This is a genomic window from Dactylosporangium sp. CA-139114 (genome assembly GCF_050955725.1).
In the GTDB taxonomy this organism is placed as follows: Bacteria; Actinomycetota; Actinomycetes; order Mycobacteriales; family Micromonosporaceae; genus Dactylosporangium.
Genome location: NZ_CP192080.1, coordinates 8,982,589 through 9,009,434, shown reverse-complemented (window position 1 = coordinate 9,009,434; position 26,846 = coordinate 8,982,589). Strand labels below are relative to the sequence as shown.

24 protein-coding genes are annotated in these 26,846 nt (G+C 71.0%); 8 read left to right on the top strand and 16 right to left on the bottom strand.

Annotated elements, in window-relative coordinates:
* The first annotated feature begins 17 nt into the window (after positions 1-17).
* The 4 genes from ACQP2P_RS40380 (at position 18) to ACQP2P_RS40365 (ending at position 5,146) form a co-directional block, all read left to right on the top strand.
* A complete protein-coding gene (locus tag ACQP2P_RS40380; protein WP_433610166.1) occupies positions 18-1,412 on the top strand; it encodes an ABC transporter substrate-binding protein in 1,395 nt (464 codons plus the stop codon).
* Positions 1,413-1,520: 108 nt separating this feature from the next.
* On the top strand, positions 1,521-2,465 hold the full coding sequence (locus tag ACQP2P_RS40375) for a carbohydrate ABC transporter permease (protein ID WP_433610164.1): 945 nt from the start codon (positions 1,521-1,523) through the stop codon (positions 2,463-2,465).
* Positions 2,466-2,491: 26 nt separating this feature from the next.
* Positions 2,492-3,481, top strand: a complete 990-nt coding sequence (locus tag ACQP2P_RS40370) for a carbohydrate ABC transporter permease (protein WP_433610162.1) — start codon at positions 2,492-2,494, stop codon at positions 3,479-3,481.
* A 72-nt stretch (positions 3,482-3,553) separates the two neighbouring features.
* Complete coding sequence (locus ACQP2P_RS40365) at positions 3,554-5,146, top strand: glycoside hydrolase family 13 protein (protein WP_433610160.1); 1,593 nt, start codon at positions 3,554-3,556, stop codon at positions 5,144-5,146.
* 391 nt (positions 5,147-5,537) lie between these two features.
* Here ACQP2P_RS40365 and ACQP2P_RS40360 read toward each other — a convergent pair whose 3' ends face one another.
* Entirely contained in the window at positions 5,538-6,422 is an 885-nt protein-coding gene (locus ACQP2P_RS40360) for a hypothetical protein (RefSeq protein ID WP_433610159.1), read from the bottom strand.
* A gap of 88 nt (positions 6,423-6,510) precedes the next feature.
* Between ACQP2P_RS40360 and ACQP2P_RS40355 the strand changes: the two genes are divergently transcribed.
* Positions 6,511-8,151 (top strand): alpha-amylase family protein, encoded by a 1,641-nt coding sequence (locus ACQP2P_RS40355; RefSeq protein WP_433610157.1) that lies wholly within the window; start codon positions 6,511-6,513, stop codon positions 8,149-8,151.
* A 117-nt stretch (positions 8,152-8,268) separates the two neighbouring features.
* On the opposite strand, the gene ACQP2P_RS40350 is transcribed toward ACQP2P_RS40355, so the two are convergent.
* Together ACQP2P_RS40350 and ACQP2P_RS40345 are read right to left on the bottom strand one after the other, a co-directional pair.
* Positions 8,269-9,999: a putative bifunctional diguanylate cyclase/phosphodiesterase gene (locus tag ACQP2P_RS40350; RefSeq protein ID WP_433610155.1), complete on the bottom strand. Its 1,731-nt coding sequence runs from the start codon at positions 9,997-9,999 to the stop codon at positions 8,269-8,271.
* A 263-nt stretch (positions 10,000-10,262) separates the two neighbouring features.
* Positions 10,263-11,390 (bottom strand): geranylgeranyl reductase family protein, encoded by a 1,128-nt coding sequence (locus ACQP2P_RS40345; RefSeq protein WP_433610153.1) that lies wholly within the window; start codon positions 11,388-11,390, stop codon positions 10,263-10,265.
* Between the two features lie 153 nt (positions 11,391-11,543).
* Here ACQP2P_RS40345 and ACQP2P_RS40340 point away from each other — a divergent pair, with 153 nt between their 5' ends.
* On the top strand, positions 11,544-12,647 hold the full coding sequence (locus tag ACQP2P_RS40340) for a hypothetical protein (RefSeq protein ID WP_433610151.1): 1,104 nt from the start codon (positions 11,544-11,546) through the stop codon (positions 12,645-12,647).
* Between the two features lie 141 nt (positions 12,648-12,788).
* Here the strand turns inward: ACQP2P_RS40340 and ACQP2P_RS40335 are convergent, their stop codons facing one another.
* Genes ACQP2P_RS40335 through flhA form a run of 3 tightly spaced genes read right to left on the bottom strand, consistent with a single transcriptional unit; the run spans position 12,789 to position 17,797 of the window.
* Positions 12,789-13,097, bottom strand: coding sequence for a hypothetical protein (locus tag ACQP2P_RS40335; protein WP_433610149.1), 309 nt, complete (start codon positions 13,095-13,097; stop codon positions 12,789-12,791).
* Positions 13,098-13,107: 10 nt separating this feature from the next.
* Positions 13,108-15,756 carry a hypothetical protein gene (locus ACQP2P_RS40330; protein ID WP_433610147.1) on the bottom strand — a complete coding sequence of 883 codons (2,649 nt, stop codon included), beginning with the start codon at positions 15,754-15,756 and terminating at the stop codon, positions 13,108-13,110.
* Entirely contained in the window at positions 15,746-17,797 is a 2,052-nt protein-coding gene (flhA, locus tag ACQP2P_RS40325; RefSeq protein WP_433610145.1) for a flagellar biosynthesis protein FlhA, read from the bottom strand. The genes ACQP2P_RS40330 and flhA overlap by 11 nt, the downstream gene beginning before the upstream one ends.
* Positions 17,798-17,904: 107 nt before the next feature.
* Here flhA and ACQP2P_RS40320 point away from each other — a divergent pair, with 107 nt between their 5' ends.
* Positions 17,905-19,161 (top strand): EAL and HDOD domain-containing protein, encoded by a 1,257-nt coding sequence (locus ACQP2P_RS40320; protein ID WP_433610143.1) that lies wholly within the window; start codon positions 17,905-17,907, stop codon positions 19,159-19,161.
* A 6-nt stretch (positions 19,162-19,167) separates the two neighbouring features.
* Complete coding sequence (locus ACQP2P_RS40315) at positions 19,168-20,259, top strand: EscU/YscU/HrcU family type III secretion system export apparatus switch protein (protein ID WP_433610141.1); 1,092 nt, start codon at positions 19,168-19,170, stop codon at positions 20,257-20,259.
* Positions 20,260-20,265: 6 nt separating this feature from the next.
* Here ACQP2P_RS40315 and ACQP2P_RS40310 read toward each other — a convergent pair whose 3' ends face one another.
* The 10 genes from ACQP2P_RS40310 to ACQP2P_RS40265 form a co-directional block, all read right to left on the bottom strand.
* Complete coding sequence (locus ACQP2P_RS40310; protein WP_433610139.1) at positions 20,266-21,033, bottom strand: flagellar biosynthetic protein FliR; 768 nt, start codon at positions 21,031-21,033, stop codon at positions 20,266-20,268.
* A complete protein-coding gene (locus ACQP2P_RS40305; RefSeq protein WP_350619627.1) occupies positions 21,023-21,298 on the bottom strand; it encodes a flagellar biosynthetic protein FliQ in 276 nt (91 codons plus the stop codon). The genes ACQP2P_RS40310 and ACQP2P_RS40305 overlap by 11 nt, the downstream gene beginning before the upstream one ends.
* Before the next feature lie 15 nt (positions 21,299-21,313).
* Positions 21,314-22,108 (bottom strand): flagellar type III secretion system pore protein FliP, encoded by a 795-nt coding sequence (gene fliP / locus ACQP2P_RS40300; protein WP_433610136.1) that lies wholly within the window; start codon positions 22,106-22,108, stop codon positions 21,314-21,316.
* Complete coding sequence (locus ACQP2P_RS40295; protein ID WP_433610134.1) at positions 22,105-22,353, bottom strand: flagellar biosynthetic protein FliO; 249 nt, start codon at positions 22,351-22,353, stop codon at positions 22,105-22,107. Before ACQP2P_RS40295 ends, fliP begins: the two co-directional genes overlap by 4 nt.
* 77 nt (positions 22,354-22,430) lie before the next feature.
* Positions 22,431-23,180, bottom strand: coding sequence for a flagellar motor switch protein FliN (gene fliN / locus ACQP2P_RS40290; RefSeq protein ID WP_433610132.1), 750 nt, complete (start codon positions 23,178-23,180; stop codon positions 22,431-22,433).
* Positions 23,177-24,142 (bottom strand): flagellar motor switch protein FliM, encoded by a 966-nt coding sequence (locus tag ACQP2P_RS40285; protein WP_433610130.1) that lies wholly within the window; start codon positions 24,140-24,142, stop codon positions 23,177-23,179. The genes fliN and ACQP2P_RS40285 overlap by 4 nt, the downstream gene beginning before the upstream one ends.
* A 148-nt stretch (positions 24,143-24,290) precedes the next feature.
* Positions 24,291-24,749: a flagellar basal body-associated FliL family protein gene (locus ACQP2P_RS40280; protein ID WP_433610128.1), complete on the bottom strand. Its 459-nt coding sequence runs from the start codon at positions 24,747-24,749 to the stop codon at positions 24,291-24,293.
* Positions 24,750-24,764: 15 nt separating this feature from the next.
* The gene (locus ACQP2P_RS40275; RefSeq protein ID WP_433610126.1) at positions 24,765-25,673 is read right to left on the bottom strand and encodes an OmpA/MotB family protein; all 909 of its coding nucleotides are present in this window, start codon (positions 25,671-25,673) and stop codon (positions 24,765-24,767) included.
* 103 nt (positions 25,674-25,776) lie between these two features.
* Positions 25,777-26,550: a flagellar motor protein gene (locus tag ACQP2P_RS40270; protein ID WP_433610124.1), complete on the bottom strand. Its 774-nt coding sequence runs from the start codon at positions 26,548-26,550 to the stop codon at positions 25,777-25,779.
* A gap of 5 nt (positions 26,551-26,555) precedes the next feature.
* Positions 26,556-26,840 carry a flagellar FlbD family protein gene (locus ACQP2P_RS40265; RefSeq protein ID WP_350626666.1) on the bottom strand — a complete coding sequence of 95 codons (285 nt, stop codon included), beginning with the start codon at positions 26,838-26,840 and terminating at the stop codon, positions 26,556-26,558.
* Between the last annotated feature and the right edge of the window lie 6 nt (positions 26,841-26,846).

The window sequence follows — 26,846 nt, the reverse complement described above, 5'->3', positions numbered from 1 at the left end:
CCCCCAACAAGGAGCGGATGATGAAGTACTCACGCACCACGGTGGCCTTGGCCATCGCGGGCGCGCTCGCGCTCAGCAGCACGCTCGTCGCGTGCTCCTCGAGCGACAACGCGAGCGGCGACCAGGGTTCGACGACGCTGGACCCGAACACCAAGGTCACGCTCAACGTCGTTGGTCTGCTCCCCGGCGCCAAGCCCGAGGCCCAGCAGGCGCTCGCGCAGGAGGTCACCGACTTTCAGAAGGAATTCCCGAACATCACGGTCAAGACCCACGACTACGAGTGGAAGGCCACCACGTTCGCGGCCGACCTCGCCGGTGGCACGCTGCCGACCGTGTTCGAGATCCCCTTCACCGACGCGAAGACGCTGATCGCGAACCAGCAGATCTCCGACATGCAGGCGTACCTGAACTCGCTGTCGTACGCGTCGAACTTCAACAAGAACCTGCTGCAGTACGGCCAGGGCTCCGACGGCCACGTCTACGCCATCCCGGCGAAGAGCATCTACGCGGTCGGCCTGCACTACAACCGTGACCTGTTCACCAAGGCCGGCCTCGACCCCAACAAGCCGCCGACCACCTGGGACGAGGTCCGCGCCGACGCCAAGGCGATCGCCGAGAAGACCGGCAACGCCGGCTTCGCGCAGATGGCCAAGGACGGCACGGGCGGCTGGCAGCTGACGGTCGACACCTACGCCCGCGGCGGGCGCATGGAGGACGGCAAGAAGGCCACGCTCACCAACGAGCAGACCAAGGCCTCGCTGCAGTTCCTCAAGGACCTGCGCTGGACCGACAACTCCATGGGCGCGAACTTCGACTACGACTGGTCGAGCATCAACCAGGCCTTCGCCGCCGGCAAGATCGGCATGTACACCTCGGGCCAGGACGTCTACACGAGCCTGGTGCAGACGAACAACATCGACCCGAAGACGTACGGCCTCACGATGATCCCGCTCGCGGGCGCCGACTCCGGCGTGCTCGGCGGCGGCACCCTGGCCGCCGTGTCCAGCAAGGCCACGAACAACGAGAAGGCCGCCGCCATCAAGTGGATCGACGCGCACTACCTGCGCAAGTACACCAACCAGGATGCCGCGACCAAGCAGGCCCAGGTGCAGCTGGCCAGCAAGCAGCCGGTCGGCACGCCCGAGCTGCCGATCTTCTCGCAGCAGCAGTACGAGCAGTACCAGGGCTGGATCAAGTCCCTGGTGAACGTCCCGCTGGACCAGATGACCACCTTCACCACGAAGGTCTACGACGCCAAGCTCGTCAACGAGCCGGCCGTCGCCACCCAGGACGTCTACAAGTCGCTCGACCCGGTCGTGCAGGCCGTCCTGACCAACAAGGACGCCAACATCGACCAGCTCCTCACCGACGCCAACGCGAAGGCGCAGCGCGCCATCGACGCGGCCGGCTGATCCTCGCCGCGATGACCCGCACGGTGTGGGCCGCCGGGAGTCCGGCGGCCCACACCGGGCACTCACATCGGGCCTGCCCCGAACACCAGGACGAGGAGTGATGTTGTCGTGAGTACCTCGGACTTCGCCGGGGGCGGCCAGGGCGGCCGGGTGCGCCGGCGCAACCCGGTGACGTGGGTGCAGCGGGGTGGGCTGAGCTCGGTCCTGTTCGGGCTGCCGCTCCTGATCATCTTCGGCGTCTTCTCGTGGTGGCCGATCGTGCGGTCGGTCATCATGAGCTTCCAGAAGACCAACCTGGTCGGGATCCCGACCTGGGTCGGCTGGAAGAACTTCCACTACGTGCTCACCGATCCGGACCTGCCCACCGCGGTCGGCAACACGTTCTACTTCGCGCTGCTCGCCCTGGTGATCGGCTTCCCGATCCCGCTCGTGGCGGCGGTGCTCATCAGCTCGGTCCGCAAGCGCAAGGGCCTGTACTCGGTGCTCGCCTACCTGCCGGTGGTGGTGCCCCCGGTCGTGGCCGTGCTGCTGTGGCGGTTCTTCTACGACGGTGGGAAGGACGGCGTGTTCAACACGCTGCTCGGCTGGGTCGGCCTCGGGCCGTACGCCTGGCTCTCCAGCCCCGGTCTGGCCATGCCCTCGCTGGTCGTCGAGGCGACGTGGGCCGCGGCCGGCGGGACCGTCATCATCTACCTGGCCGCGCTCATCGGCGTGCCGGACGAGCTCTACGACGCCGCCGAGGTCGACGGGGCCGGCATCTGGCGCAAGGTGTGGCACGTGACCATGCCGCAGCTGCGCGGCGTGCTGCTCATCACCTTCATCCTGCAGATCATCGGTACCGTGCAGGTGTTCCTGGAGCCGTACCTGTTCACCGGCGGCGGCCCCGCGAACGCCACGGTGACCGTCCTGCTGATGATCTACAACTACGCGTTCGGCAGCTCCCTGGGCGCGAACTACGGCGCCGCGACCGCCCTGTCCGTCATGCTCGCGGCCTTCCTGGCGATCCTGTCGCTGGTGTACTTCAAGCTCACGTCCGGCTGGAGCAAGTCGTGACCGGTCCCGAGGGAAAGCGGAGCACCATGGCTGTCATCGACCCCGCCCGGCAGCGGCCGGGCGCCGGGCCCGTCGCGACGCCGGTGGATGTGGCCCAGGCGGCCCGCCCGGCCCGCAAGCGCAAGGCATCGCAGTTCGAGGGCAGCCGCGGCTTCGTCTCCGCGCAGGACTGGCGCAACCCGCGGGTCAGCGTGGTCATGAAGACGCTGCATACGATTCTGCTGGTGTTGCTGCTCGTCGTCGGTATCGGGCCGGTGCTGCTGCTGGCCAAGTTCGCGATCACGCCCACGCAGGACATCATCCGCACGCCGCTGGCGATCTTCCCGCACGGTGTGCGCTGGGCGAACATCTCCGAGGCGTGGAACGACGTCAGGATCAGCCACTACTTCCTCAACACGATCTGGCTCGCGGCCGGCTCCTGGTTCGTGCAGCTGCTCGTCGCGACCACGGGCGGCTTCGTGCTCTCCGTGCTCCGCCCGGCCTGGGCCAAGATCGTCAACGGCCTGGTGATCGCGACCCTGTTCGTGCCGAGCGTCGTGCTGCTGGTGCCGCTGTACCTCACGATCCTCAACCCGCCCGGCCTCGGCATGTCGCTCATCAACAACTTCTTCGCCGTCTGGCTGCCGGCCGGCGCGAGCGCGTTCAACGTCGTGCTCGTGACCCGGTTCTTCGACGGCCTGCCGCGCGAGGTGTTCGAGGCGGCCAGGGTCGACGGGGCCAGCTCGTTTCGGCTGTTCTGGTCGGTCGTCCTGCCGATGTCGAAGCCGATCCTCGGCGTCGTGTCGGTCTTCGCGGCCATCGCCAGCTGGAAGGATTTCCTCTGGCCGATGCTCGTGCTCAAGGACCCGAACCTGCAGCCGCTGTCGGTGCGCCTGCCCGCGATCGCGTCCCAGACCGACCTGGGCGTGTTCCTCGCGGCCCTGGCGATCTCGACGCTCATCCCCGTCGTGTTCTTCCTGATCTTCCAGCGCATGTTCCTCTCCAGCGCCGGATTGGGCGGAGCCGTCAAGGGCTGACCGCACGGTCCTCGCCTTCCAGATCCACCTGTTGTGTCCAGGCACTTCGAGTTCCGAGAAAGCAGGTTCCACGTGGCCGACCAACACCACCAGGCTTGGTGGCGCAGCGCCGCTATCTACCAGGTGTACTTGCGAAGCTTCGCCGACGGCAACGGCGACGGCGTCGGAGACCTGGCGGGCCTGCGTTCGCGCCTGCCGTACCTGGCCGGCCTGGGCATCGAAGCGATCTGGATCGTGCCGTGGTACCCCTCGCCGCTGGCCGACGGCGGCTACGACGTCGCCGACTTCCGGGCCATCGACCCGATCTTCGGCACGCTCGCCGAGGCCGAGAAGCTCATCGAGGAGGCGCACGCCGCCGGCATCCGGGTGATCTGCGACATCGTCCCGAACCACTGCTCGGACCAGCACGCCTGGTTCCAGCGGGCGCTCGCGGCCGAGCCCGGCTCGCCCGAGCGGGACCTGTTCTGGTTCCGCAAGGGCCGCGGCGAGCACGGCGAGCTCCCGCCGACCGACCTGCAGTCCATCTTCGGCGGCCCGGCCTGGACCCGGGTCGCCGACGGTGAGTGGTACCTGCACCTGTTCGCCTCGGAGCAGCCCGACTTCAACTGGGACCACCCGGCCGTCCGCGAGGAGTTCGAGGACATCCTGCGGTTCTGGCTCGATCGCGGCATCGACGGCATTCGCATCGACTCCGCCGCCGTGCTCATCAAGGACCCGCTCGTCAGTGACGTCTACGAGGACAACGAGGGAATCCACGAGGTGTACCAGTCGTGGCGGCGCATCGCCGACACGTACACCCCGCCCCGAGCGCTCATCGGCGAGGTCTGGCTGCCCGACCACGAGGCGTTCGCCCGCTACCTGCGCCCCGACGAGCTGCACACCGCGTTCAACTTCGCGTTCCTGGGCGCCCCGTGGGACGCCGCGGAACTGCGCCGGGAGATCGACATGACGATCGAGGTGCACGCCCCGGTCGCCGCGCCCGCCACCTGGGTGCTGAGCAACCACGACGTGACCCGCGAGGTGACCCGCTTCGGGCGTGAGGTGACCAACTTCGCCTTCGCCGACAAGCGCCGCGACGTCCCCTCCGACCTGGCGCTGGGCACCCGCCGGGCCCGCGCGGCCGCGCTGCTGACCATGTCGCTGCCCGGCGCCTACTACCTCTACCAGGGCGAGGAGCTCGGCCTGGAGGAGGTCGAGGACCTCGACGACGCCCTGCGCGAGGACCCCATGTTCCACCGCTCCGGGGGTGTGAACCCCGGCCGGGACGGCTGCCGCGTGCCGCTGCCCTGGTCGGGGACCTCCGCCCCGTTCGGCTTCAGCCCGGCCGACGCGACCGGCGAGCCGTGGCTGCCGCAGCCGGCGCACTGGGCCGAGCTCTCCGTCGCCGCCCAGCAGGGCACGCCGGGGTCGTTCCTGCGGCTGTACTGCGACGCCCTCCGCCTGCGCCGCGAGGACCCCGCGCTCGGCGACGGGCCCATGCGGTGGCTCGAGTCCGGCCCGCAGGTGCTCGCGTTCGCCCGCGGGGAGGACTTCGCCAACGTGACCAACCTGGGCGCGGAGCCCGCTGTCCTGCCGGCGCACCGCGAGGTGCTGCTCAGCAGCGTGCCGCTCAACCCCGACGGCACGCTGCCCTCCGACGCCTCCGCCTGGCTGCGGCTGGCCTAGGACCGATCCAGCTCCACTCGCACGGGGACTCAGACGCCGGGCGGTCGCACAAGTTGGCGGGTGCGACCGTCCGGCTTTTTCACGCCTCAAACGCTAACTTAACTGTTAATGCCGACCCGACCCCAGAGCGTTAACTGTTAAGACGATCCACAATCTTGATGGCTCGCGGGGCCGCCCAATAGGTTCTCTACCAAGGAAAGAGACTTCCTCGTGGAGGCGGCACATGCGTTCCACCCCGACCGTCGCGGCGACATCCCAGCCGTTCCGATGGTGACGCCGGGTTATTCCGGGAACAGAGGCGGGGCGCTGGCCACACCGGCGCCCCGTTGTTCTTCACTCACACCAAAGGTGTTGCGGAAAATGCCATCCAAGATTCTGTGACCAGCGCGTACTACTCCCAGTCCCAGCGCAGACCGTAGCGCCCGGGGCCATAGTCGAGGGCGATCGCGTGCACCGAATGGCCCGTGTCGACCTCCATCGAAACGACCTGTTCGTCCTGCCCGTCCATCTGCTGGAACTGATATACCGCGCGCGGTAACGCGGCCGGGTCGAAACACACCTCGACCACGTATTCGCGCACCGGCAGGCGGAACTTGCGCTCGTACTGAGTCGCCAGCGGAAACGGCGGATAATTGTGCAGCGCGTGCTCGGTGATCACCGTCTCGCCCTTGGCGAGCGGGCGGTCGAACAGTAGCTCGGCCAGGAGCAGGCCGCTCTCCGGGTGCTCCACGACCCGGCCGAGCCGGCAGTTGCGCACCGGCGTGAGCAGCGGCAGCGGGTTGCCCGGCACGTCGAGGCGGATGATCGCGACCCAGCGGTCCGGCCCGTCGGCCTCGGCCCGCAGCACCTGCCGCACCAGGAACGACACCTCGCCGCGATCCGGACCCACGTTCGCCCGGTCGTGCTGGCTGAGCCGCGTCAGCCGCTCGTCCCAGCGGGTCTCGATGCCCTGGGCCAGGTCGACGATGAGGTCCCGCTCGGACCAGAACGCGCCCAGTTCCGCGGTGTCGGGGCTCTTGTGCAGGTGCCGGCCGCGCGGGCGCGGAGGGCCCACCAGGGCGGCCAGCGAGCCCGGCTCGACCTCGAGGATCTTCTCGAGCTCGGCCAGCGCCGCGAGGGACTCGCGCCGCTCCGGGCGGCTGCGCCCGGTCTGCCAGTAACTGAGCGTAGCCAGGCTGACCGAGTAGCCCTCGGCGCGCAAACGCTCCTGGATGCGTTCCAGCCCCAGGCCTCGTGCCTGGATTGCATCTCGTAACGCGCCAGCGAAGTCGACCATCAGCCCCCCGGGAGCCATCCTCGCGGTCGGGGCCGCACACATGCAAGCGCGCGTTTGAGGTGAGCCCGATTCGGTTACCCGTTCATCCATGGGCGAGCGGTGGTACACCGAGAGTGTCATCTATTGCCTGGACGTCGAGACGTTCCAGGACTCCAACGGCGACGGCATCGGCGACTTTCAGGGTCTCATCGGCCGGCTGGACTATCTGACCAGGCTCGGAGTCAACTGCCTGTGGCTCAGCCCGATCCATCCGACGCCCGGCAAGGACGACGGCTACGACGTCACCGACTTCTACAACGTCGATCCCCGGCTGGGCACCCTCGGCGACTTCGCCGAGCTGCTGCACCAGGCCGCGAACCGCGGCATCAAGGTCATGATCGATCTGGTGGTGAACCACACATCCGACGAGCACCCGTGGTTCCAGTCCGCGATCTCCTCGCCGGACTCGCCCTACCGTGACTGGTACGTCTGGGCGGACAAGGAGCCCAGCGACCGCCGCCAGGGCATGGTGTTCCCCGGCGAGCAGTCCGAGACGTGGACCTACCACCGCAAGGCGCGCGCCTGGTACTACCACCGCTTCTACGACTTCCAGCCCGACCTGAACTTCAGCAACCCGCAGGTCCGCTCCGAGGTCAAGAAGATCCTCGCGTTCTGGATCCAGCTCGGCGTGGCCGGGTTCCGCATGGACGCGGTGCCGTTCATCATCGAGCTCACCGAGCCCGGCAACCCGAACAGCCCGCTGGACTTCGACTACCTCTCGGAGCTGCGCGCCCACGTGCAGTGGCGCCGCGGCGACGCGGTGCTGCTGGCCGAGGCGAACGTCGAGCCGGAGAAGCTGCCCCAGTACTTCGGCGACGCCGGCGGCAGCGGCAACCGCATCCACATGCTCTTCGACTTCATGCTCAACGGCCGGCTGGTGCTGGCCCTGGCCCGGCAGAACCCCGAGCCGGTCATCGAGTGGCTGCGCTCCACGCCGCACCTGCCGCCGGGCGGGCACTGGGCCACGTTCCTGCGCAACCACGACGAGATCGACCTGTCCCGGCTCACCGCCGACCAGCGCGAGGACGTCTTCGCCGAGTTCGGCCCCGACCCGGACATGAAGCTCTACGAGCGGGGCATCCGCCGCCGGCTCGCCCCGATGCTGGGCGGCGACCGGGCGCGCATCGAGCTCGCGTACTCGCTGCAGTTCACCATGCGCGGCACGCCGGTCCTGCGCTACGGCGAGGAGATCGGCATGGGGGAGGACCTGTCGCTGGAGGGCCGCTACGCCATCCGCACCCCGATGCAGTGGTCCTTCGACAAGAACGCCGGGTTCTCGGCGGCCGAGCCCGTCCGGCCGGTGATCAGCAAGGGCGAGTACTCGTACCAGAAGATCAATGTGACCGCCCAGCGCGGGGACGACCAGTCCCTGCTCGCCTGGTTCGAGCGCATGATCCGCACGCTGCGGGAGAGCCCGGAGGTCGGCAACGGCACGTGCTCGGTCATCGACCGGGCGCTGCCGCCGGGCGTGCTGGCCCACCGGGCCGACGGGCCCACCGGCTCCATGCTCTTCCTGCACAACCTCGGCACCGAGGACGCCATGGTGGACCTGCACGAGCTCTTCGGCGAGACCAACCATCCCAACGAGGTGTTCGGCGACAAGGCCTACCCGGAGGTGGGCGACCTCTCCGAGCTGTCGCTCGGGCCCTACGGGTACCGCTGGATCAGGCTGCGGCGGCAGAACGTGTAAGAGCGGCCTTGCCCGGCTCGGGTCCGCGGGGGTTCAGACCGTTGCTCCCGCCAGACACCGCTCGGCGCTGGCGCGCCGTCGCTGCCAGGTCCGCGGTTGGCCGCCCTGGCCTTCTCGTCAGTCCGTTGGCACCGCGCCGGCGGTCACGCCGAGGGGGATCCGGGCGGGCTCGACCGGCCGGCCGAAGTGCCAGCCCTGGCCGAGATCGCAGCCGAGCGCGGCCAGCCGGGCCGCCTGGTCCGCGGTCTCGATCCCCTCGGCGGTGACCGTCATCTGCAGCGTGTGCGCGAGGCGGATGACGGTCTCGACGATCTGCTCGTCGACGTGGTCGCTCTCCAGCTTGCGGATGCCGGCCATGAACGCACCGGCCAGCTTGAGCCCGTGCACCGGCAGGTGCCGCAGGTAGGCGAGGTTGGAGTAGCCGATCCCGAAGTCGTCGATGACGATCCGCACGCCCAGGTCGGCCAGCTGCCGCAGGGTCTGCACCGGCCGCCCGGTCTCCTGCATGAGCACCGTCTCGGTCAGCTCCAGCTGCAGGTTGGCCGGGTCGAGCCCGGACTCGGCCAGCGCCGCGCGCACGTCCTGGAGCAGCCGCGGGTCGGAGCACTGCCGGGGCGAGACGTTGACGCTGATCAGCAGCGGGTTCCTGGGGTGGCTGCGCTGCCACGCGGCCGCGGCCAGGCACGACTCGCGCAGCACCCACCGGCCCAGCGGCAGGATCATGCCGGACTGCTCGGCGACCGGGATGAACGTGTTGGGCGAGACCGTGCCGAGCTCGGGGTGCCGCCAGCGCAGCAGGGCCTCGGCGCCGTGCAGCCGGTTGTCTACCAGCCCCACCAGTGGCTGGTAGACCAGCTCGAACTCGCCGCGGTCCAGAGCGCCCGAGAGCCGTCCGGTCAGCCCGTAGCGCAGCAGCTGCTGCGCGTTGCGCTGCTCGTCGAAGACGGCGTAGCGGGCCCGGCCGTCGGCCTTGGCGAGATAGAGCGTGGCGTCGGCGGCCCGCAGCAGCTCCTCCGGCTCCGCCCCGCGCGCGACCTGCTCCACGATGCCGATGCTCGCCGAGACCGCGAGCTCGTGGCCGTCGAGCCGCACCGGCTTGGACAGCGCCGCGAGCATCGCCTCGGCCAGCTCGGTCAGCTCGTCGGGGCCCTTGGTGTCGCGCGCCACGACGACGAACTCGTCGCCACCGACCCGCGCCACGAAGTGCCCGGCCGCGTCGACGCAGCCCCGCAGCCGGTCGGCCAGCGCGACCAGGAGCTCGTCGCCGTAGCCGTGCCCGAGGGTGTCGTTGACGGTCTTGAACTCGTCGAGGTCCAGGAAGCACACCCCGATCCGGGCGCCCTCCTCGGCGTCGCGCAGCGCCTCGGCGAGGTGGCCGTAGAGGAGCACGCGGTTGGGCAGCCCGGTGAGCGGGTCGTGGTGGGCCTGGTGGTGCAGCTCGCGCTGGAGACTGTGCTCGGCGTCGGTGAGCGCGCGGGTCCACGCCCGCCGGATGCGCTCCTGGTCGTCGAGGATCTTCTGCTGCTGCGCCCGCGCGAACCCGGCCGCGAACCCGCCGATCACCTCGCCCGTCGCCGTGGGGGTCAGCACGCCGATCGAGCGCTGCAGGGCCTCCGGGCTGTTGAGGCCGATCTGGATCAGGGCGGCCCCGACCTCCGCGGCGGCCGCGGCGTCCCCGGTGCCGAGGGCATCCGTCAGCTGTACGGTCTGCCGCTCGAAGAACCGCTGCAGGGCCTCGGCGCTCAGGTCGAGGTAGCTGGTCTGCCGCACCGCGGCGAGCCACTGCCGGGCGAGCTGCGAAAGCGCAGGATCGATGGCGGCATCGCTTTGGTCGTCCCAGCGCGCCACTCCATCACCCCCGGCGAAGATTACTGCACCGCGGCCCCACGTTGAATCGACGCTCAGTGCCGTTCTGGACCCGTTTCCGTGAGTCCCTCCGGGCGCGGCGTCAGGAGCTGGACGAATGTAGGTCTGTCGATCTCTTTCGGGCCGCGGGTGGCACCCGCGAACCTCCGCCGCACCTCGTGGACGCGCTCGCAGTGTTCACTGTCCGTCACGGTGAGTGCCGTTTCTGGTCGCTCGCCGGCCCGCCGCGGCCCGGTGCCGAACCTTCAGCGCACGACGGCGCGGGCGATCGCGGTCAGGGTGCGCGGGGCGAGGCGGCCGTCGCCGAGGCCGAGCTCGATCAGGGCGTCGAAGACCCGCTGGTCGCGCTCGGCGGCGCGGACGGCGGCGTCGACGACCCACCGGCGCTGGCTCAGCGCCGCGGCCACCCGCGAGTGGCGCAGGTGCCGGCCGAGCCGGTCGCGCAGGGCCCGGCGGTAGCGGCCCGCCGGGTCGTCCCCGTGGGCCGCGGCCGCGCCGGCGAGCGCGCCGGAGAGCACCGCGTAGAAGATGCCCTCGCCGGTGAACGGGTTGACGAGCGACAGCGCGTCCCCGGCCAGGAGCAGGCGGCCGCGGGCCGGGGGAGGGCGGTGCGTGGACAGGGGCAGGTGGTGGGCGCGCAGATCCGTGGCGGCCGCGGTGTCGACGTCGGGCAGCAGTTCGGCCAGGCGGTCGAGGAGGCGGCGGCGGGTGAGCGGGCCGTCGCGCAGGACCTCGCCGTAGCCGATGTTCGCCCGGCCGTCGCCGATCGGGAACGCCCAGGCGTAGGCGGGCCAGCCCGACTCCGTGGTGACGATGCGCTGCTCGGCCGGCAGGTCCGGGGCGTGGGCGTAGCCGCGGATGGCCAGGGCCAGGTGCCCCGGGCCGTTCGGCGCGAACCCCAGCGCCCGGCGGACCAGGGAGTAGGCGCCATCCGCGCCCACCACGGCGCCCGCCCGGATCCCGCCGTCGAGCACGACGTGGTCGCCGCGCTCCTCGATCCGCCGGACGGTGTGCTCGACCAGGGCCGCGCCGGACTGCCGGGCGGCCTCGGCCAGGCGGTGGTCGAAGATCGTCCGGGGGATGGTGTACGCCGGGCGGGCGTGCGGCCGCGCCACCTCGCCGCCGCCCGGCCCGCGCAGCCGCAGCGCCGGGACCGGGGCGAACTGCGGCGACAGCGGGAAGACGCCCAGACCGGCCAGCACGTCCAGGGCGTGCGGCGCGATCCCGTCGCCGCAGGGCTTGTCCCGGGGGAACGCCGCCTTGTCCAGCAGCACGACCGTCGCACCGGCCCGCCGCGCGGCCAGGGCCGCCGCCGCGCCCGCGGGGCCCGCGCCGACCACGGCCACGTCGAAGCGATCGCCACCGGTATCCATGCGCCCGAGCGTGCCACAGACCCGGGGGAAGCGGCCGGGTGGCGGCTTGGCGGAAGACCCCGTCCGTCCGTCCGCCCCCGGCACGTCGATTCGCCGCCGACGGGGGACGCACGGGGGTTCACGGAGATTGTCGCGGGTGACTACAGTCGCGGCATGCCCTGCCCAACTTGCTACTTTCCGGGCAACGACCCCGCCGCGACCCAGTGCGCGCAGTGCGGCGCGGCGTTGACGCCCGCGGCGGGCGCATACCCCGGGTCACCCGTCGCATATGACGTGCATCCGATCTCCGACCAGGGCGCGATGCCGCCCGCGGCGCAGTTCCCGCCCTCACCCGGGCCGCAGTTCCAACCCCCGCCCGGGCCGCAGTTCCCGCCCCCGCCCGGGCCGCAGTTCGCGGCGGCGGCGCCGTACCCCGGTGGCCCGGGTCAGCCCGCGCCGGGGGCCTATCCGCATCAGCAGCCGCCGCCGCAATACCCGGCGGGCGGGTATCCCCAGCTGCCACCGGTGTCCGGCGCGCCCTACCCGGGCATGCCGGTCTCCCCGACGCCGATCTCGGTCACGCCCGCCTCCGGACCTCCGCAGCCCGGGTACTACCAGCCGCTCAAGCCCGGCCGCGCCCGAGTGCTGCTGCCGCTCACCGTCATCGTCGTCGTGCTCGTCATCGCCAGCACCGTCATCGCCGTCGTGAAGCTCACCGGCGGCTCTGGCGGCTCGGCGGCCGCGGCCTCGTCGTCGGGCGGGCCGGTGCCGGGGCCCACCACGACCGGGCCGGGGCCGGGCCCGACCTCGGCGGCGGAGACGACCGGCGGCGGCGATCCCAAGGCGCAGGCGGCGGCGGTCGACGCGCTGCTCGACGCGAGCGTGGCCAGCCGCACGAAGCTCAACGCCGCGATCGACCTCGTGGGCAAGTGCACGCTGTTCGACAAGGCGATCGCGGACATGCAGACGGTCGGCACCGAGCGGCAGTCGCAGATCGACAGCGTCACCCGCTTCGACCTGTCGGCGATCCCCGAGGGCGAGCAGGTGCGCTCGATGCTCAAGGAGTCGCTCGGCTTCTCCCTCGCCGCGGACCGCAGCTACGTGCCGTGGGGCCAGGCGCAGCAGGCCAGCGGGTGTGGCGGCGGCGGGGAGTCCGACTACCAGGAGGCGCAGAACCAGTCCAAGAACGCCACCGACGCCAAGACCCGGTTCCTGGGCGTGTGGAACCCGGTCGCGAGCCGGTACGGGCTGCGACAGCGACAGGTCACCGACATCTAGGCCGGCCCCGGTCCAGGAGTTGCCCTGCGGCCTGTCGCCGCGGTGGTCAGTCCCTGTCCAGCGCCGCGGTGTTGTTGCGCCGCGTCTGACGCCGCGGTGGCGTCGGGCCGGGTTTCGCGCCGTCGTGGCGTCGGGCCGGGTTCAAGTGTTGTCCTCCGAGCGGCGCTGCGGGAACGGCTCGCCCGCGACCGCCTCGGCCCGCAGCGGCTCGTCGGTGCCCGGCGCCGTCCCGTCGCCCGCGGTGGCGGTGGGTCTGGCGGGTGGCTCGGGCTTCTGGCCGTACCCTCGCGTGATCATGCGGAACACGGCCAGCATGACGGCGGCCACCGGCACCGCGATGAGCAGGCGCAGCAGCGCGGTCTGCGTGTCGAGCTGGTGGGTGACGAAGCCGGCGTAGAGGGCCGGGGACGCGATCAGCAACGCCAGGAACAGCGTCGAGAACCGCGCCATACCCAGCACCTCAGCCTCCCACCAGGCTCAGCCGCTCGCAGAGCATCGCGGCCCACTGGAACGGGGTCGACGGGCGGCCGTCCAGCAGGGCCACCGGCACCCGCAGGGACAGCGGGCTCGCCGGGTCGCCGCTGGAGCCGGTGCCGCGCAGGCAGATCGCGTCGACGCGGCGCAGGCCCTGCAGGTGGTGCGCGACGTCCGAGGTCTTGCGGCTGGCGTCGACGACGACCCACACCGCGACCGGGCGCACGGCCTCGACGATCGACGCGGCCCAGCCGGCCTCGTCCAGCGCCGCCTCGACCGCGACCACGCTCGCCGCGTCGGACTTGCGCAGCTTCTTGGCCCACAGGCGGGCGTCGTGCGCGCCGGTGATGCGCCGCTTGCCGTCGATCCCGGCCGCGGCCGCGTTGCGCCCGGCGAAGAGGATGTGCTCGGCGTCGAGGCGCTGGGCCTCGGCCACGAACCGGGCCACCTCCATCGCGTGGGTCGACTCGCCCACCACGATGAGCGTCTCGCCCGGCGCGTCCGGCGCGGGGTCGGCGACGGGCAGCGCGGTGAAGGCCTCGACGATCGCGCCGTAGGTGTCGCCGGCGGACGCGCGCACGGAGATGTCCGTCGGCACCCCCAGCGACTCCAGCTTGTGCGCCAGCTCGCTCGCGCCGGCGCCGTTCGGGCGGTCGGTCTTCTCGGCCATGGCGGCCTCGGCGGCCGCGGACGCCTGGGCGTAGGCGCCGAGCCGCTCGCTTGCGGGCGGCGTGCGCGGCTTCTCCACCGTGGCGGTCGCTTCAACAGGCATTCGGGACTCCTGCCGGGAATCGGTCGGCCGGAACTTGGCCGGCTCGGAACGGGTAGGTCCATCTGCTGCGCAATCGGCGTGCCCGGGCGGCACACCGAGCGGTCCGGGCGGCCCGGTGGGCCGCGCCCCGCCGGTCCACGCCGGCGGCGGGGGCACCGGGCCCCGCGGGAAGGCGCCGCCCAGAAGCCCGAGCGACGCTGCGCGGGTCGGCGGCGGTGGTGGCGGGCCGGTCCGCCCTCGGCCGAAGCGCGCCGGCGCGTCGCGGCCGAACCGCACAGGAGCGTCGCGACCGAACCGCGCCGGCGTGTCGCGGCCGAACCGGGACGGCGTGGACGGATCGTGCGACGGGCCGTACGGCGCGCCCCGGCCGCCCGGCCGCCCGGACGCGCCGCGCAGCGCGTCCCCGGTCGGCATCGGTGATCCCGCCGGCGGGGGAGGGCCCCAGCCCACCGTCGCCCGGCCCCACGCGGCGGCGGGCAGACTCGCCGCAGCCGCGCGGTGTTCGGTGGGGTCCCGCAGCCAGGACGGCGGGTCCGCGGCCCGCGCGCCCCAGTGCTCGGCCCCGGCCCAGGCGTCGAGCCGCTCGAGCTGGCTCCAGTCCACGTCGATGGCCCGAGGATCCGGCAGTTCGAGCCGCGCGGGCGCCACCACATCGGGCCGGGCGGGCGGCGGGGGCACAACGGCCGGCGCCCTGCCCTCGGGCGCGGACGGCGGTGGCGAGACAGCCCCGGGCGTTGCGGCCACGGCGGGCGCGGGCGCGGACGCGGGCGCCGAGACCGCGGACGGCGCGGACGCGGGCGCTGCGGATGCGGGCGGCGCGGATGCGGGCGCTGCGAACGCGGGCGGCGGGGATGCGGGCGGCGCGGATGCGGGCGGCGCGGACGGGCGGATGCTCGGCGGTGTCGCTGGGGTCCAGCCGGCCGGTGGGGCGGTCGGGTTGGCGGGTGGGGGAGCGGCCTTCACCGGCGGCTTGACCTCGGACCGCTTGACCCCGGGCGGCGTGACGGCCGCGGCCGGAGCCGTGGGCGAGGCGGCCTTCGTCGGCGCCTTTTCGGCAGCGGTGGCCGAAGGGAACGCGGCCTTGGCCGGAGCGGACTTCGCAGGAGCCGCCGGCCGCGCAGCGGGCGCTGAGGCCGGCGCGCCCGGCTGGGTCTTGGCCTGAGCGGCCTGGGCGGCCCGAGCCTTGGCCTGAGCAGCCTGAGGAGCCTGCGCGGCTTGAGCGGCCTGAGCGGCTTGAGCGGCGTGAGCAGCTTGAGCGGCGTGAGCAGCCTGAGCGGCTTGGACGACCTGTGCGGCCTGCGTGTTGGCCTGAGCGGCGGCCGGTGGTGGAGGCGGGCGCAGACCCAGCTTCGCGACCGGCTGCTCGGCCCCGGGCCGAAAGGGGCGCACCGACGGCGCCGCCGGCTCGGTCGCGGGCTCGTGCGGGCCCGCATGCTCCGCGGCCAGCAGGCGGTTGAGGGCTTCGGCGGCGGTCGGCGGGCGATCGGGCCGTACCGTTGCCGCGCTTTCCTGGGCCTCGGCCAGCAGCGACGCGAACGCGGAAGCCGCGGTCGGGTTTTCCCCGCGCCGCTCCGCCGCATCGGCCAGCGCGGCCAGATCCTCGATACTGATCTGGCGTTTCGGCGTGTCGTCCTGGACCGGCGGCGCGGCGGATGATTCAGTGTTCTCAGCGGGGCCGGAAACGGATTCCGCGGCTCGCGAGGAATCCGGAACCTCGATGGTCAGCTCGTATTTTTGCGTGCCGAACAGCCCGCCGACGCCACCGGAACGGACCTTTTCGGCCGAGATGATGACAGCGTCGGGCCCGTGCTCGTCACGCACCTGCGCGAGTAGTTCCTCGAGGTCACGACCCTCAAGCAGCAACCGGGTAGGCACCGTTCACCACCCCAATAGTCTCAATTCGCAGCGTACTCCCGGTGATCTCTGAGTACGACAAAACCGGCAAACGCGGAAGCGCCATCTGCACCAGCCGGCGCAGTGCGTTGCGCAGTTGCGGCGAACACACGAGCACCGGGCTCACGCCGCGTTCCTCGCCCTGTTCGGTGAGGCGTGTGAGGTCGGCCAGAATCGACTCGGCACGGCCGGTGTCGATGAGCAGCTGCAGGCCGCTGTCGGTCGGGCGCATGGATTCCAGCAATTGCTGTTCCAGTCTCGGCTCCAGGGTGATGGCGGTGAGCGTGCCGTCCTGCGAATAGCGGTTCGCGATCGCCGGACCGAGGGAGGCGCGGGCCGCCTCCAGCAGCGCGTCCGGGTCGGTGGACTGCTTGGCCTGCAGCGACAGCGCCTCGAAGATGCGCACCAGGTCGCGGATCGGCACGCCCTCGTCGAGCATCCCGTGCAGGACCTGCTGGACCTGGCCGAGGCTGAGCACCGCGGGGGTGAGCTCCTCCACGACGACCGGGTGGGAGCGCCGGACGACCTCGGCGAGCGCGCGCACGTCCTCGCGGCCGAGCAGCCGGCTCGCGTGCACGCGGACGATCTCGGCCAGGTGGGTGATGATGACCGACGCGCGGTCGACGACCGTCGCGCCGGTGAGGTCGGCCTGGTGCCGCAGCTCCGCCGGGACCCACTTGCCGGCCAGGCCGAAGACGGGCTCGACGCCGGCCCGGCCGGGCAGGAAGTCCAGGCCGTCGCCGATCGCCAGCACGGTGCCGGGCGGGGCCATGCCGCGGCCGACCTCGACGCCACTGATCCGCACCGCGTACGTCGACAGCGGCAGATCCAGGTCGTCGCGCGTGCGCACGGGCGGCATCACGATGCCCAGCTCCAGGGCGACCTTGCGGCGCAGCGCGCGCACCCGCTCCAGCAGGTCGCCGCCGCTGGCCTCGACGAGGTCGACGAGGTCGGGGGCGAGGGCGAGCTCGAGCGGGTCGACGCGCATCTCGCCCAGCAGCACCTCGGTCGGGTCGGGCGGGAGCGCCTCGGCCTCGGCGGCGGCCAGCTGGTCCTGCTCCTCCGCGGACGGCTCGACCCTCTTCGGCAGCCGCAGCGCGATGACGAGCACCCCGCCGCCGGCCAGCAGGAACGGCAGCTTCGGCAGGCCCGGCACCAGGCACAGAGCCAGGGCCGCGCCGCCGGCGATGAGCATCGCGTTGCGGTGCTGGCTCAGCTGCTTGCTGACCGTCGAGCCCATGTCGCCGTCGTTGGCGGAGCGGGTGACGATGAGGCCGGTGGCGACCGACAGCAGCAGCGCCGGGATCTGCGAGACCAGGCCGTCGCCGACGGACAGCAGCGAGTACGTCGAGATCGAGTCGGCCGGCGACATGCCGCGCTGGAGCATCCCGATCGCGAAGCCGCCGATCAGGTTGACCATCGTGATGATGATGGCCGCGATCGCGTCGCCCTTGACGAACTTCGACGCACCGTCCATGGCGCCGTAGAAGCTCGCCTCGGAGGTGATCTCGGTGCGCCGTTTGCGCGCGGTCGCCTCGTCGATGAGCCCGGCGTTGAGGTCCGCGTCGATCGCCATCTGCTTGCCGGGCATCGCGTCGAGGGTGAACCGGGCGCCGACCTCGGCGACCCGCTCGGCGCCCTTGGTGATGACGATGAACTGGATGATGAACAGGATCAGGAAGATGACCAGGCCGACGATGAGCGAGCCGCCGACGACGAAGTGGCCGAACGCGTCGATCACGTGGCCGGCGAAGCCGTTGGTGAGCACCAGCCGGGTCGCGCTGATGTTCAGGGCCAGCCGGAACAGCGTCGCGATGAGCAGCAGCGACGGGAACGAGGAGAACTCGAGCGCCCGCTTGACGTACATGCTGACCAGCACGATCACGAGCGCGAGGGTGATGTTCGCGGCGATCAGCGCGTCGAGGATGAACGAGGGCAGCGGCACGACCATCATGAGGATGATCAGCACGATGCCGATCGGCACCACGTACTGCGAAAGCCGCTTCGGCACCGCCCGCTGTTCCTCTCCCGCCTGGTCGTTGTCCTACTGATCGGTGGCGAACGGGTACTTCTGAGGGTTTTCCTTCGGTTGCGCCGCCGGGTGCCGATCGTTGAGGCGTGCAGCCCGCCACAACCTCCTCCCGCACCGACACCACGCAACTCGTGCACATCGGCCGCCAGCCCATCTACGACTGGGGCGGCCACGTCGTGGGCTACGAGCTGCTCTTCCGCGGCGCCGCCGAGGACCTCGAGGCCACCCGCCGCAGCTCCTACGCCACCAGCCAGGTCATCGTCAACGCGTTCACCGAGTTCGGCCTGGAGCAGCTCGTCGGCGGGCGCAAGTGCTTCATCAACCTGACGCGGGAGTTCCTGGTCGGCGACCTGCCGCTGCCGTTCGACCCCGACCACGCGATCCTGGAGATCCTCGAGACCGTCGAGATCGACGGGCCGGTGCTGTCGGGCACGGCCCGCCTCGTCGAGCAGGGCTACGAGATCGCGCTCGACGACTTCGTCTTCGGCCTAGGGCACGAGCGGCTGCTGGGGCTCGCCGCCTACGTGAAGCTCGACCTGCTGATCCGGGAGCCCGACGAGCTGGCCGAGGTGGTGGAGCAGTGCCGGCGGTACCCCGGGGTGAAGCTCGTCGCGGAGCGCCTGGAGACCGAGGAGCACATCCTGCTCGCCAAGCGGTTCGGCTTCGACCTGCTGCAGGGCTACGCGGTCGGCCGGCCCCAGGTGCTCAGCGCCGTCGCCCTGTCCCCGTCGCGGCTGCGGCGGCTGGAGCTGCTCGGGGCCGTGACCGCCGAGGACGCCGACCTCGCCAAGGTCGTGACGATCGTGCAGAACGACCCCGCCCTGTCCTACCGCGTGCTGCGCGCGACGAACTCGGCCGCGAGCGGGCTGCCGCGCCGGGTCTCGTCCGTGCGTGACGCCGTGGTGCTGCTGGGCTCGGCGAAGATCCGCCAGTGGGCCGCGCTCATGCTCGTCAGCGACGTCGCCGAGTCGGCCAGCGAGGAGCAGCTGTCCAGCACGATGGCCCGGGCCCGGCTGTGCCAGACGGTCGCCGAGCGGCTCGGGCTGCCGGGGGAGGCGGCGTTCACCGTCGGGCTGCTCGCCGGGGTGGCCGAGCTCATCGCCGAGCCGATCGCGGAGATCGCGAGCCGGCTGCCGCTGACCGTGGAGATCGTGGAGGCGCTCGTCGACGGGCACGGCCGGCTCGGCCAGGTGCTCGCGACCGTGCGCGCCTACGAGCTCGCCGACGAGCAGGCCCTCGCGGCGTCCCCGGTCTCCTCGAGCGAGCTGGCGAAGGCGTACCTGTCCGCGGTGGGCTGGTCGATGAAGACCATCGAGGGCGCGCTGGGCACCAGCGCGGAGTAGTGGCCGATGGCCGGTGAGAAGACCGAGCAGCCTACCGAGCAGAAGAAGCGGCAGGCGCGGCGCGAGGGCACCCGGGCCCGCACTCCGGACCTGGGCGCGTGGGGCGGGGTCCTGCTCGCGAGCTTCCTGCTGCCGATGATGGCCCGCGAGCTCGCGACCCGCACCCAGGCGATGTTCCAGCAGAGCACGCAGGCGTTCACCGACCCCGAGCCGGCCAAGGCGCTGGAGCTGGCGAAGTCGGGCGCGAAGGACATGCTCGTCGTCGCCGCGCCGATCACCGTCGGGCTCTTCGCGTTCGCCATTCTCGCGGCCGCGGCCCAGGGCGGCCTGCGCCCGGCGACGAAGCTGTTCAAGCCGGACTTCAAGCGCCTCAACCCGCTGAAGGGCCTCAAGAAGACCTTCGGCGGCCAGGCCGTGTGGGAGTCGGCGAAGTCGCTGGCCAAGGTGCTGGTGCTCGGCCTGGTCGTCTACAACACGATGAAGAGTCTGGTGCCCGCGCTGCTCTCCGCGACGACGGTACCGCTGCAGACGGTCATCGGCCTGGTCGCGAGCACCGTCCTGCACGTGGTGCAGATCGCCGCCGCGACCGGTCTCGTGCTCGCCTTCGCCGACTACTTCGTGGCCCGCCGCCGGGTGAACAAGCAGCTGAAGATGTCCAAGGAAGAGGTCAAGGAGGAGCACAAGAAGTCCGAGGGCGACCCGCACGTGAAGGGCCAGATCCGGGCCCGGCAGCACCAGATGGCGCGCAGCCGCATGATGGCCGACGTGTCCCAGGCCGACGTCGTGGTGGTGAACCCGACGCACGTGGCGGTGGCGCTGCGGTACGAGCCGGACAAGGGCGCCCCGAAGGTCGTGGCGAAGGGCGCCGAGCTCCTGGCGGCGAAGATCCGCGAGGTGGCCGAGGAGCACCGGGTGCCGCTGGTGCAGGACGTCCCGCTCGCCCGCGCGCTCTACGCCGCGTGCGAGGTCGGGGACGAGATCCCGGCCGAGCTCTTCGGCGCCGTGGCCCGCGTGCTCGCCTTCATCATGATGCTCAAGTCGAAGGGCTCGGCCGCGGGCCTGCACACCAACGTGCTCGGCCCGGCACCCACGGACTGACGGCACCTACGGACTGAAGAGCCTCAGCAGCAGGTTGACCGACTGGGTGGTCAGGTTGGCCATCGCGTTCGGCAGCAGCATCATGGCCGTGCCCACGATGCTCAGGGTCAGGAAGATCTTCGCGGGGAAGCCGAACGAGAACGGGTTCAGCGCCGGGGCGGCCCGGGTCAGCAGACCGAGCGCGACGTCCACGGCGAGCATGATCGCGATCAGGGGCGCCGCGATCTGCAGGCCGGCCAGGAACATCTGCCCGGCGCCCGTGGTCACCAGCTGGGTGAAGTGGGTCATCGACATCGTGCCGTTGAGGGGGATCGCGGTGTACGACGCCGCGAACCCGCGCAGGATCAGCTGGTGGGCGTCGGTGGCGTACATGATGGCCATCGTGATGAGTCCGTAGAACCGGCCGAAGACCGCGTTGCCCTGCAGGGAGAACGGGTCCATCGCGAACGCCAGCGTGAACCCGCCGACCAGGTCGATGAGGTTGCCCGCGATCTGCGTCGCGGCGAAGATCATCATGGTCAGGAACGCGATCGCGGCCCCCACCGCGGCCTGCTCGATCGCGTTGGTGACCAGGAAGCCCGCGGACATCTCCGGCGGCACCTGGGTGGCCAGCTTCGGGGCGAGCGGCAGCGCGATCGCGATGGAGAGCAGGCCCTTCACCGTCGTCGGGGTGCCCTTGTTGCTGAACGGCGGGCACAGGGCCAGCCACACGCCGGCCCGGATCGAGGCCAGCAGGATCGCGATGACCGTGCTCAGCGAGAGGTCAAGCGCCATTGATCAGCGCGGGGATCGAGGCGTAGAGCTGCTCGGTGTACGCCACCATCTCGTGCAGCATCCAGTTGCCGGCGATCACCAGGGCGGCGCCGATCGCGGCCGCCTTGGGCACGAAGCTCAGCGTGCTCTCCTGGATCTGGGTGACGGACTGGAACAGCGACACCGCGAAGCCCACGACGAGCGAGGTGAGCAGGATGGGGCCGCCGAGCTTGGCGGCGATCGTCATCGCCTGCAGGGCCAGCTCGATGATCTTCGTATCGGTCATGTGGAACCTCGGCAATCAGCCGCGATAGCTCGCCACCAGTGCGGTGAGGATCAGCCCCCACCCGTTGACCAGCACGAACAGCAGCAGTTTGAAGGGCAGGGCGATCGTGACCGGGGGCAGCATCATCATGCCCAGGGACATCAGGGCGGCCGAGACCACCATGTCGATCACCAGGAACGGGATGTAGATGACGAAGCCGATGATGAACGCGGCCCGCAGCTCGGAGAGCACGAAGGCGGGGATGAGCGTCGTCAGCGGCACGTCGTCCTTGTTCTTCGGGGCGGGCCGATCGGCGATCTTGGTGAAGAGCGCGATCTCGTCCTTGCGGGTCTGCTTGAGCATGAAGTTCCGCAGCGGCTCGGAGCCCTCCTTGAACGCCACGGACTGGGTCTTCTCGCCGTGCAGGTAGGGCTGCACGCCCTCCTTGTTCACCTCGGAGAGCACCGGCGACATGATGAACAGGCTGATGAACAGGGCCAGCCCGGCGATGACCTGGTTGGGCGGCACGTTGCTCAGGCCCATGGCGTTACGGGTGATGCTGAGCACGACGAAGACCTTCGTGAACGAGGTCATCGTGAGCAGGAGGGCCGGCGCGACCGACAGCAGCGTCAGGGCGACCAGGATCGTGATCGACTGGCTCGGCTTGACCCCGTTGACGTCGATGTTCACGCTGCCGTCGGGGTTGCCGTCGATCACGGGGGCGCTCGGCGGGGCGGGCGGCTTCGGGGTCGGGACCGCCTCCGCGATGCCCGGGGACGCCAGGAGGAACAGTGCGAGCATCAGCAGTACGACAGCGGCCAGACGCTTCACGAGGCGCTCTTGCGGATCAGCTTGAGGGCCGGGGCGAGCGGATTCTCGAGGGGCTGCGGCTCCGGGAAGAGCGCGGCGTCCGCGTCGGCGAGCAGCGACACGCCCGCGTCGCTGACGCCGAGCACGAGGGCCCGGTCGGCGACCTTGACGACCGCGACGGACGAGCCGCGGCTGAGCTGCTGGCGTGCCACCACGGTGACGGCTCCTCCACTGCGGCCGCCGAGCGGGCGTCGGGCGATCCGCATCAGCGCCCAGAGTATCGCGAACACTACGGTGAGTGAGCACAAGACGCGCAGTACGAGTTCCATCGGTCGCTGCCGTCCTAGGCCCGGTCGCTCGGGCCGACGATCTCGGTGATCCGGATGCCGAAGTTCTCGTCGATCACGACGACCTCGCCGCGGGCGATGAGCCGGCCGTTGACCAGCAGGTCGGCCGGGCCGCCGGCGGCGCGGTCGAGCTCGATCACCGCGCCCGGGGCCAGGGAGAGCAGCTCGCGCACGCTCATCCGGGTCCGCCCCAGCTCGGCCGTGACCTCCATCTCGACGTCGTGCAGCAGGTCGAACGCGGGCGGGCCGCCGCGGGCCCGCTCCGAGCGGTCCGCCGCCCCGGCGTCGCCGCCGTCGGCGCCCGTGACCTCCGCCGCGACCGCGAGCCCGACGACGGCCTGGACCCCGAGCTCACCGGCCTCCAGCGGGATCAGGACGCCGCCGGCGGCGACGAGCTCCGCGAGGGCCTGCGCCGGCTGCAGCAGCTCGCCCGGGTCGACCACGACGGGCCCGAGGACGGCCGCGGCCGCCTCCAGGGCCGGACGCACGGCCTGGCTGAGGTCCAGGCTGCCCATGGGCGAGTTGGCGAGCGCCTCGACGAGATCCTGCGTGACGACGATCGCGACCTCGCCCTGCGCCGCGCCGGCGAAGCGGGCTCGGACCGCCTGGCCGGTGATGGCGAGGTCGTCCGCGTTCTGCGTCGGCACGCCGACGGAGAGCGGGGAGCTGGCGGGCAGCAGCGCCACGGCGGCCTGCGCGGCCGCCTCGGCGCGGGCCAGCGAGGCCTCGTTGGTACCGATCGTCATCGGCTGGTCTCCTCAGCGCGGTTCATGCCGAGTTGTCCGGCGGGCCGGTGGGTGGGGCGCTGACCCGGCTGGGGGCTCGGCACCACCAGGCAGGCCATGCGGTTGCCCTGCGCGCCGGGCACGGCGTAGGCGAACGTGATGTCCGCGGTAACCACGGCGAGCGGGGCCGACGTCGGGTGCGCCAGTGGGACCACGTCGCCGGGCTGCAGCCCGACCAGGTCCGCGGGGTGCATCCGCACCGGCTGGAACCGCACGGAGACCTCGATCGGCGCGCCTTCCAGGCCGGCGACGACATTACGGTACGCGGCCTCGCGGGCCGCCCGCTGCGCGTCGGTCAGCACCGCGTCGCCCCGCTCGCCCTGCAGCTTCGGGAAGATCGACCCGAACGGCAGGCAGATCGTGGCCATGCACTCCTCGGTGCCCACGCGCATCTCGAACGACGACACGATCACGGCGTCGGAGGCGGCTCCGGCCTGGGCGAACTGGGGGTTGTACTCGATCGTCGTCATCTGCGGCCGCAGCGCCACGATCCCCTCGAAGGCATACCGCAGCTCGCCGAGCGTGCGATCGATGAGGCCGTGCAGCAACGGCATCTCGATGTCGCTCAGCGGACGCTGTGGCTGGGGGCCGCCGGGGCCGCCCAGCATGTGGTCGATGCAGGCCATGGCCGTGCTCAGGGAGAACTCCAGGATGGCGGTGCCGGGCAGGGGGTCCATGGAGAACATCGCGACGACCGTCGGGCTCGACAGGCTCGAGATGTACTCGTCGTAGGTGAGCTGTTCGATGGAGATCAGGCTGATCGACGACACGGCGCGCAGGCTCGTGGTCAGCAGCGTGGCGTACTGGCGGGCGAAGGTCTCGTAGGCGATCTGGAGCGTCCGGACGTGCTCCCGGGAGAGCTTGGTCGGTCGGCGGAAGTCATACGGCTCGGGCCCGGAGCTCTTGGACCCACGCCGGTGCATCCTGCCCGGCGTGCGACCACTCCCGGTCGCGGACGTTGACTGCGTCACTCTCTTACCATCGGTCTTTTCGGGTGCAGGTTGACGTAAAACGGCCGAAACGGACCTGAAGGTTTCCTCCGAAACCTCCAGGTCCGCACCGGTGCTCCCGCTACTGAATCACAAACGTGGTGAAGTAGACGTCCATAACCTCTTTCTTCTTGTCCTCCGTGTAGGCCTTCACGACCTTCTCGACGAGCTCCTTCTTGGCCTTCTCGCGGCCCTCGGCGGTCAGCAGGGCGTCCTCGCTCTGGTTGCTGAACTGCTCGATGGCGATGTCGAGGGCCTTGGAGCCGTCGGGGGCCTCGGCGGCGTCGGTGGTGGCCTGCAGGGTCATCTTGAGTTTCAGGTAGTGCCCGTCGGCCAGGTTGATCGTGATCGCGTCGAGCACGGAGACGACGCCGGGGGTCGGGGCCGGCTCGGCCGTGGCCTTCTTCGGGGCGAACATCATGTAGCCGCCGACGCCGCCGCCGACCAGTGCGACCAGGGCGATCGCCACGATCATGATGAGCTTCTTCTTCCCACCCTTGCCGGGGGTCTCCTCGGTGGTCTTCTCGTCCTTGTCGGCCATGGGGTGCCTCCTTCGTCAGCTGGTGGTGGTTGCAGCCGAGGGCAGCAGCGCCCGGGTGTCGGCCGGTAGGTTGGACAGGACGATGACCTCGACGCGGCGGTTGAGGGTTTCGGCGCGTGGGTCGGTGGTGGGGTAGAGGGGTTTGGTGTCGGCGAAGCCGGTGGCTTGCAGGCGGTTGTCGGCGATGCCGGCGTCGGTGTGGAGGGTGCGCACGACGGCGGCGGCGCGGGCGGAGGACAGTTCCCAGCCGGAGGGGTAGGTGCCGGTGCCGCCGGTGAGCTGGTTGGTGTGGCCGTCGACTTCGATCGTGTTGGGCAGGGCGGCGATGGCGGGGCCGATGCCGTCGATGATCTGTTGGCCGGCGGTGAGCAGGGTGGCCTCGTTGCCGTTGAAGACGATGCCGGTGGTGACGATGGTGACGATGAGGCCGCGTTCGTCGATGGAGTACTTGACCTGGTCCTGGAGGCCGTGTTTGGTCAGTTCCGCGGTGATGTCGGCTTTGATCTTGTCGTAGTTCTTGATCTCGGCCGCGGCGGCGGCCTGGCGTTTGGAGGCGTTGGAGCGCTCCTTGGCCTGGACGGCCTCTTGGACGGCGGTGGCGTCGGAGGTGGTGCCGCCGATGCCGGAGGAGAGGTCCATGGGGCTGTTGGAGTCGGAGGACTCCATGAGGCTGGCCTCGCCGCCGTCGAAGGCGACGGAGGGGTTGCCGAAGCCGACCGCGAGGCCGTTCTTGAGCTCGGCGAACTTCTTCTGGTCGACCTGGGAGATCGCGAACAGCACGATGAACAGCACCATGAGCAGGGTCATCATGTCGGCGTAGGAGACCAGCCACCGCTCGTGGTTCTCGTGCTCCTCCTCGTCGTGGCCGCCCTTCTTGTGCTTGGCGTGCGCGCCGGCCTTCGCCGCGTGTCCACCACCACTCATCGCGGCGGCCCCCCCTCAGGTCGTTGTAACGCCGTCGGGGATGACATCGGACCGATCGCCCGACACCGGAGTGCCGGGCGGTTGCCGAGTCGGTGTGGGCCGGTTACGCGGCCTTCTCCTTCTCCTTGGAGGCGCCCGGAGGCAGGAGGCTGCGCAGCTTCTGCGCGACCAGACGCGGGTTGGCGCCCGCCTGGATGTTGATGATGCCGGCGATGACCAGCTCCATCTGCCCGCACTCGATGTCGGACAGGCGTTTCATCTTGGCGCCCATCGGCAGCCAGATGACGTTCGCGGACAGCACGCCCCACAGGGTGGCCACGAACGCGCCCGCGATCAGGTGGCCCAGCTTCTCGGGCTGGCTGAGGTTCTCCAGCACATGGATGAGGCCGATGACGGTACCGATGATGCCGATCGTCGGCGCGTAGCCGCCCATGGCCGTGAAGATCGCCGCGGCCTGCTTGTCGGCCTTCTTCTTCGCGTCGACCTCGGCCTCCAGGATCGCGGCGAGCTCCTCGGAGTCGGTGCCGTCGATCGCGAGCTGCAGGCCCTTCTTCAGGAAGGGGTCCTGCACCTCCTTCATCGCGTCCTCGAGGGCCAGCAGACCCTCCCGCCGCGCCTTCTCGGCCAGCTTGACGATGTCGTCGACGAGGGAGTCGTACACCGCGGACTTGCTCAGCAGCACCCGCTTGAGCGAGTCGACGAGGGCGATGGTGTCCTTGAGCATGCCGCCGGCCATGGCCGCGCCGAGGGTGCCGACGAACACCAGCACCAGCGGCGGGACCAGGAAGATCGAGCCGGGACTGCCGCCCTCGAGGATCATCGCGGCGAAGATCGCGATAAAGGCGAGGACGATTCCTGCGAGGGTTGCCGGATCCATGGTGCCTAGCGCTCCCGACGGTGCAGACGGACGACATTGGTCTCTTTGACCCGCTCGGCGGCGGCCTCGGCGCGCTCGTCCGGCGTCTGCCCGACCAGGTGCTGCGCCTCGACGACGACCGAGGCACGGTACTGCCGCACGAGCGCCACGAGTTCGGGCAGCGACTCGGCGACGAGGTACTTGGTGCCGTCGACGAGCGTGATCACGGTGTCCGGGGTGCAGTCGGCCCGCTCGACCAGGTCGGGGTTGAGCGCGAACACCGGGCCGTTGAGTCGGGTCAGCAGAATCACGGCGCC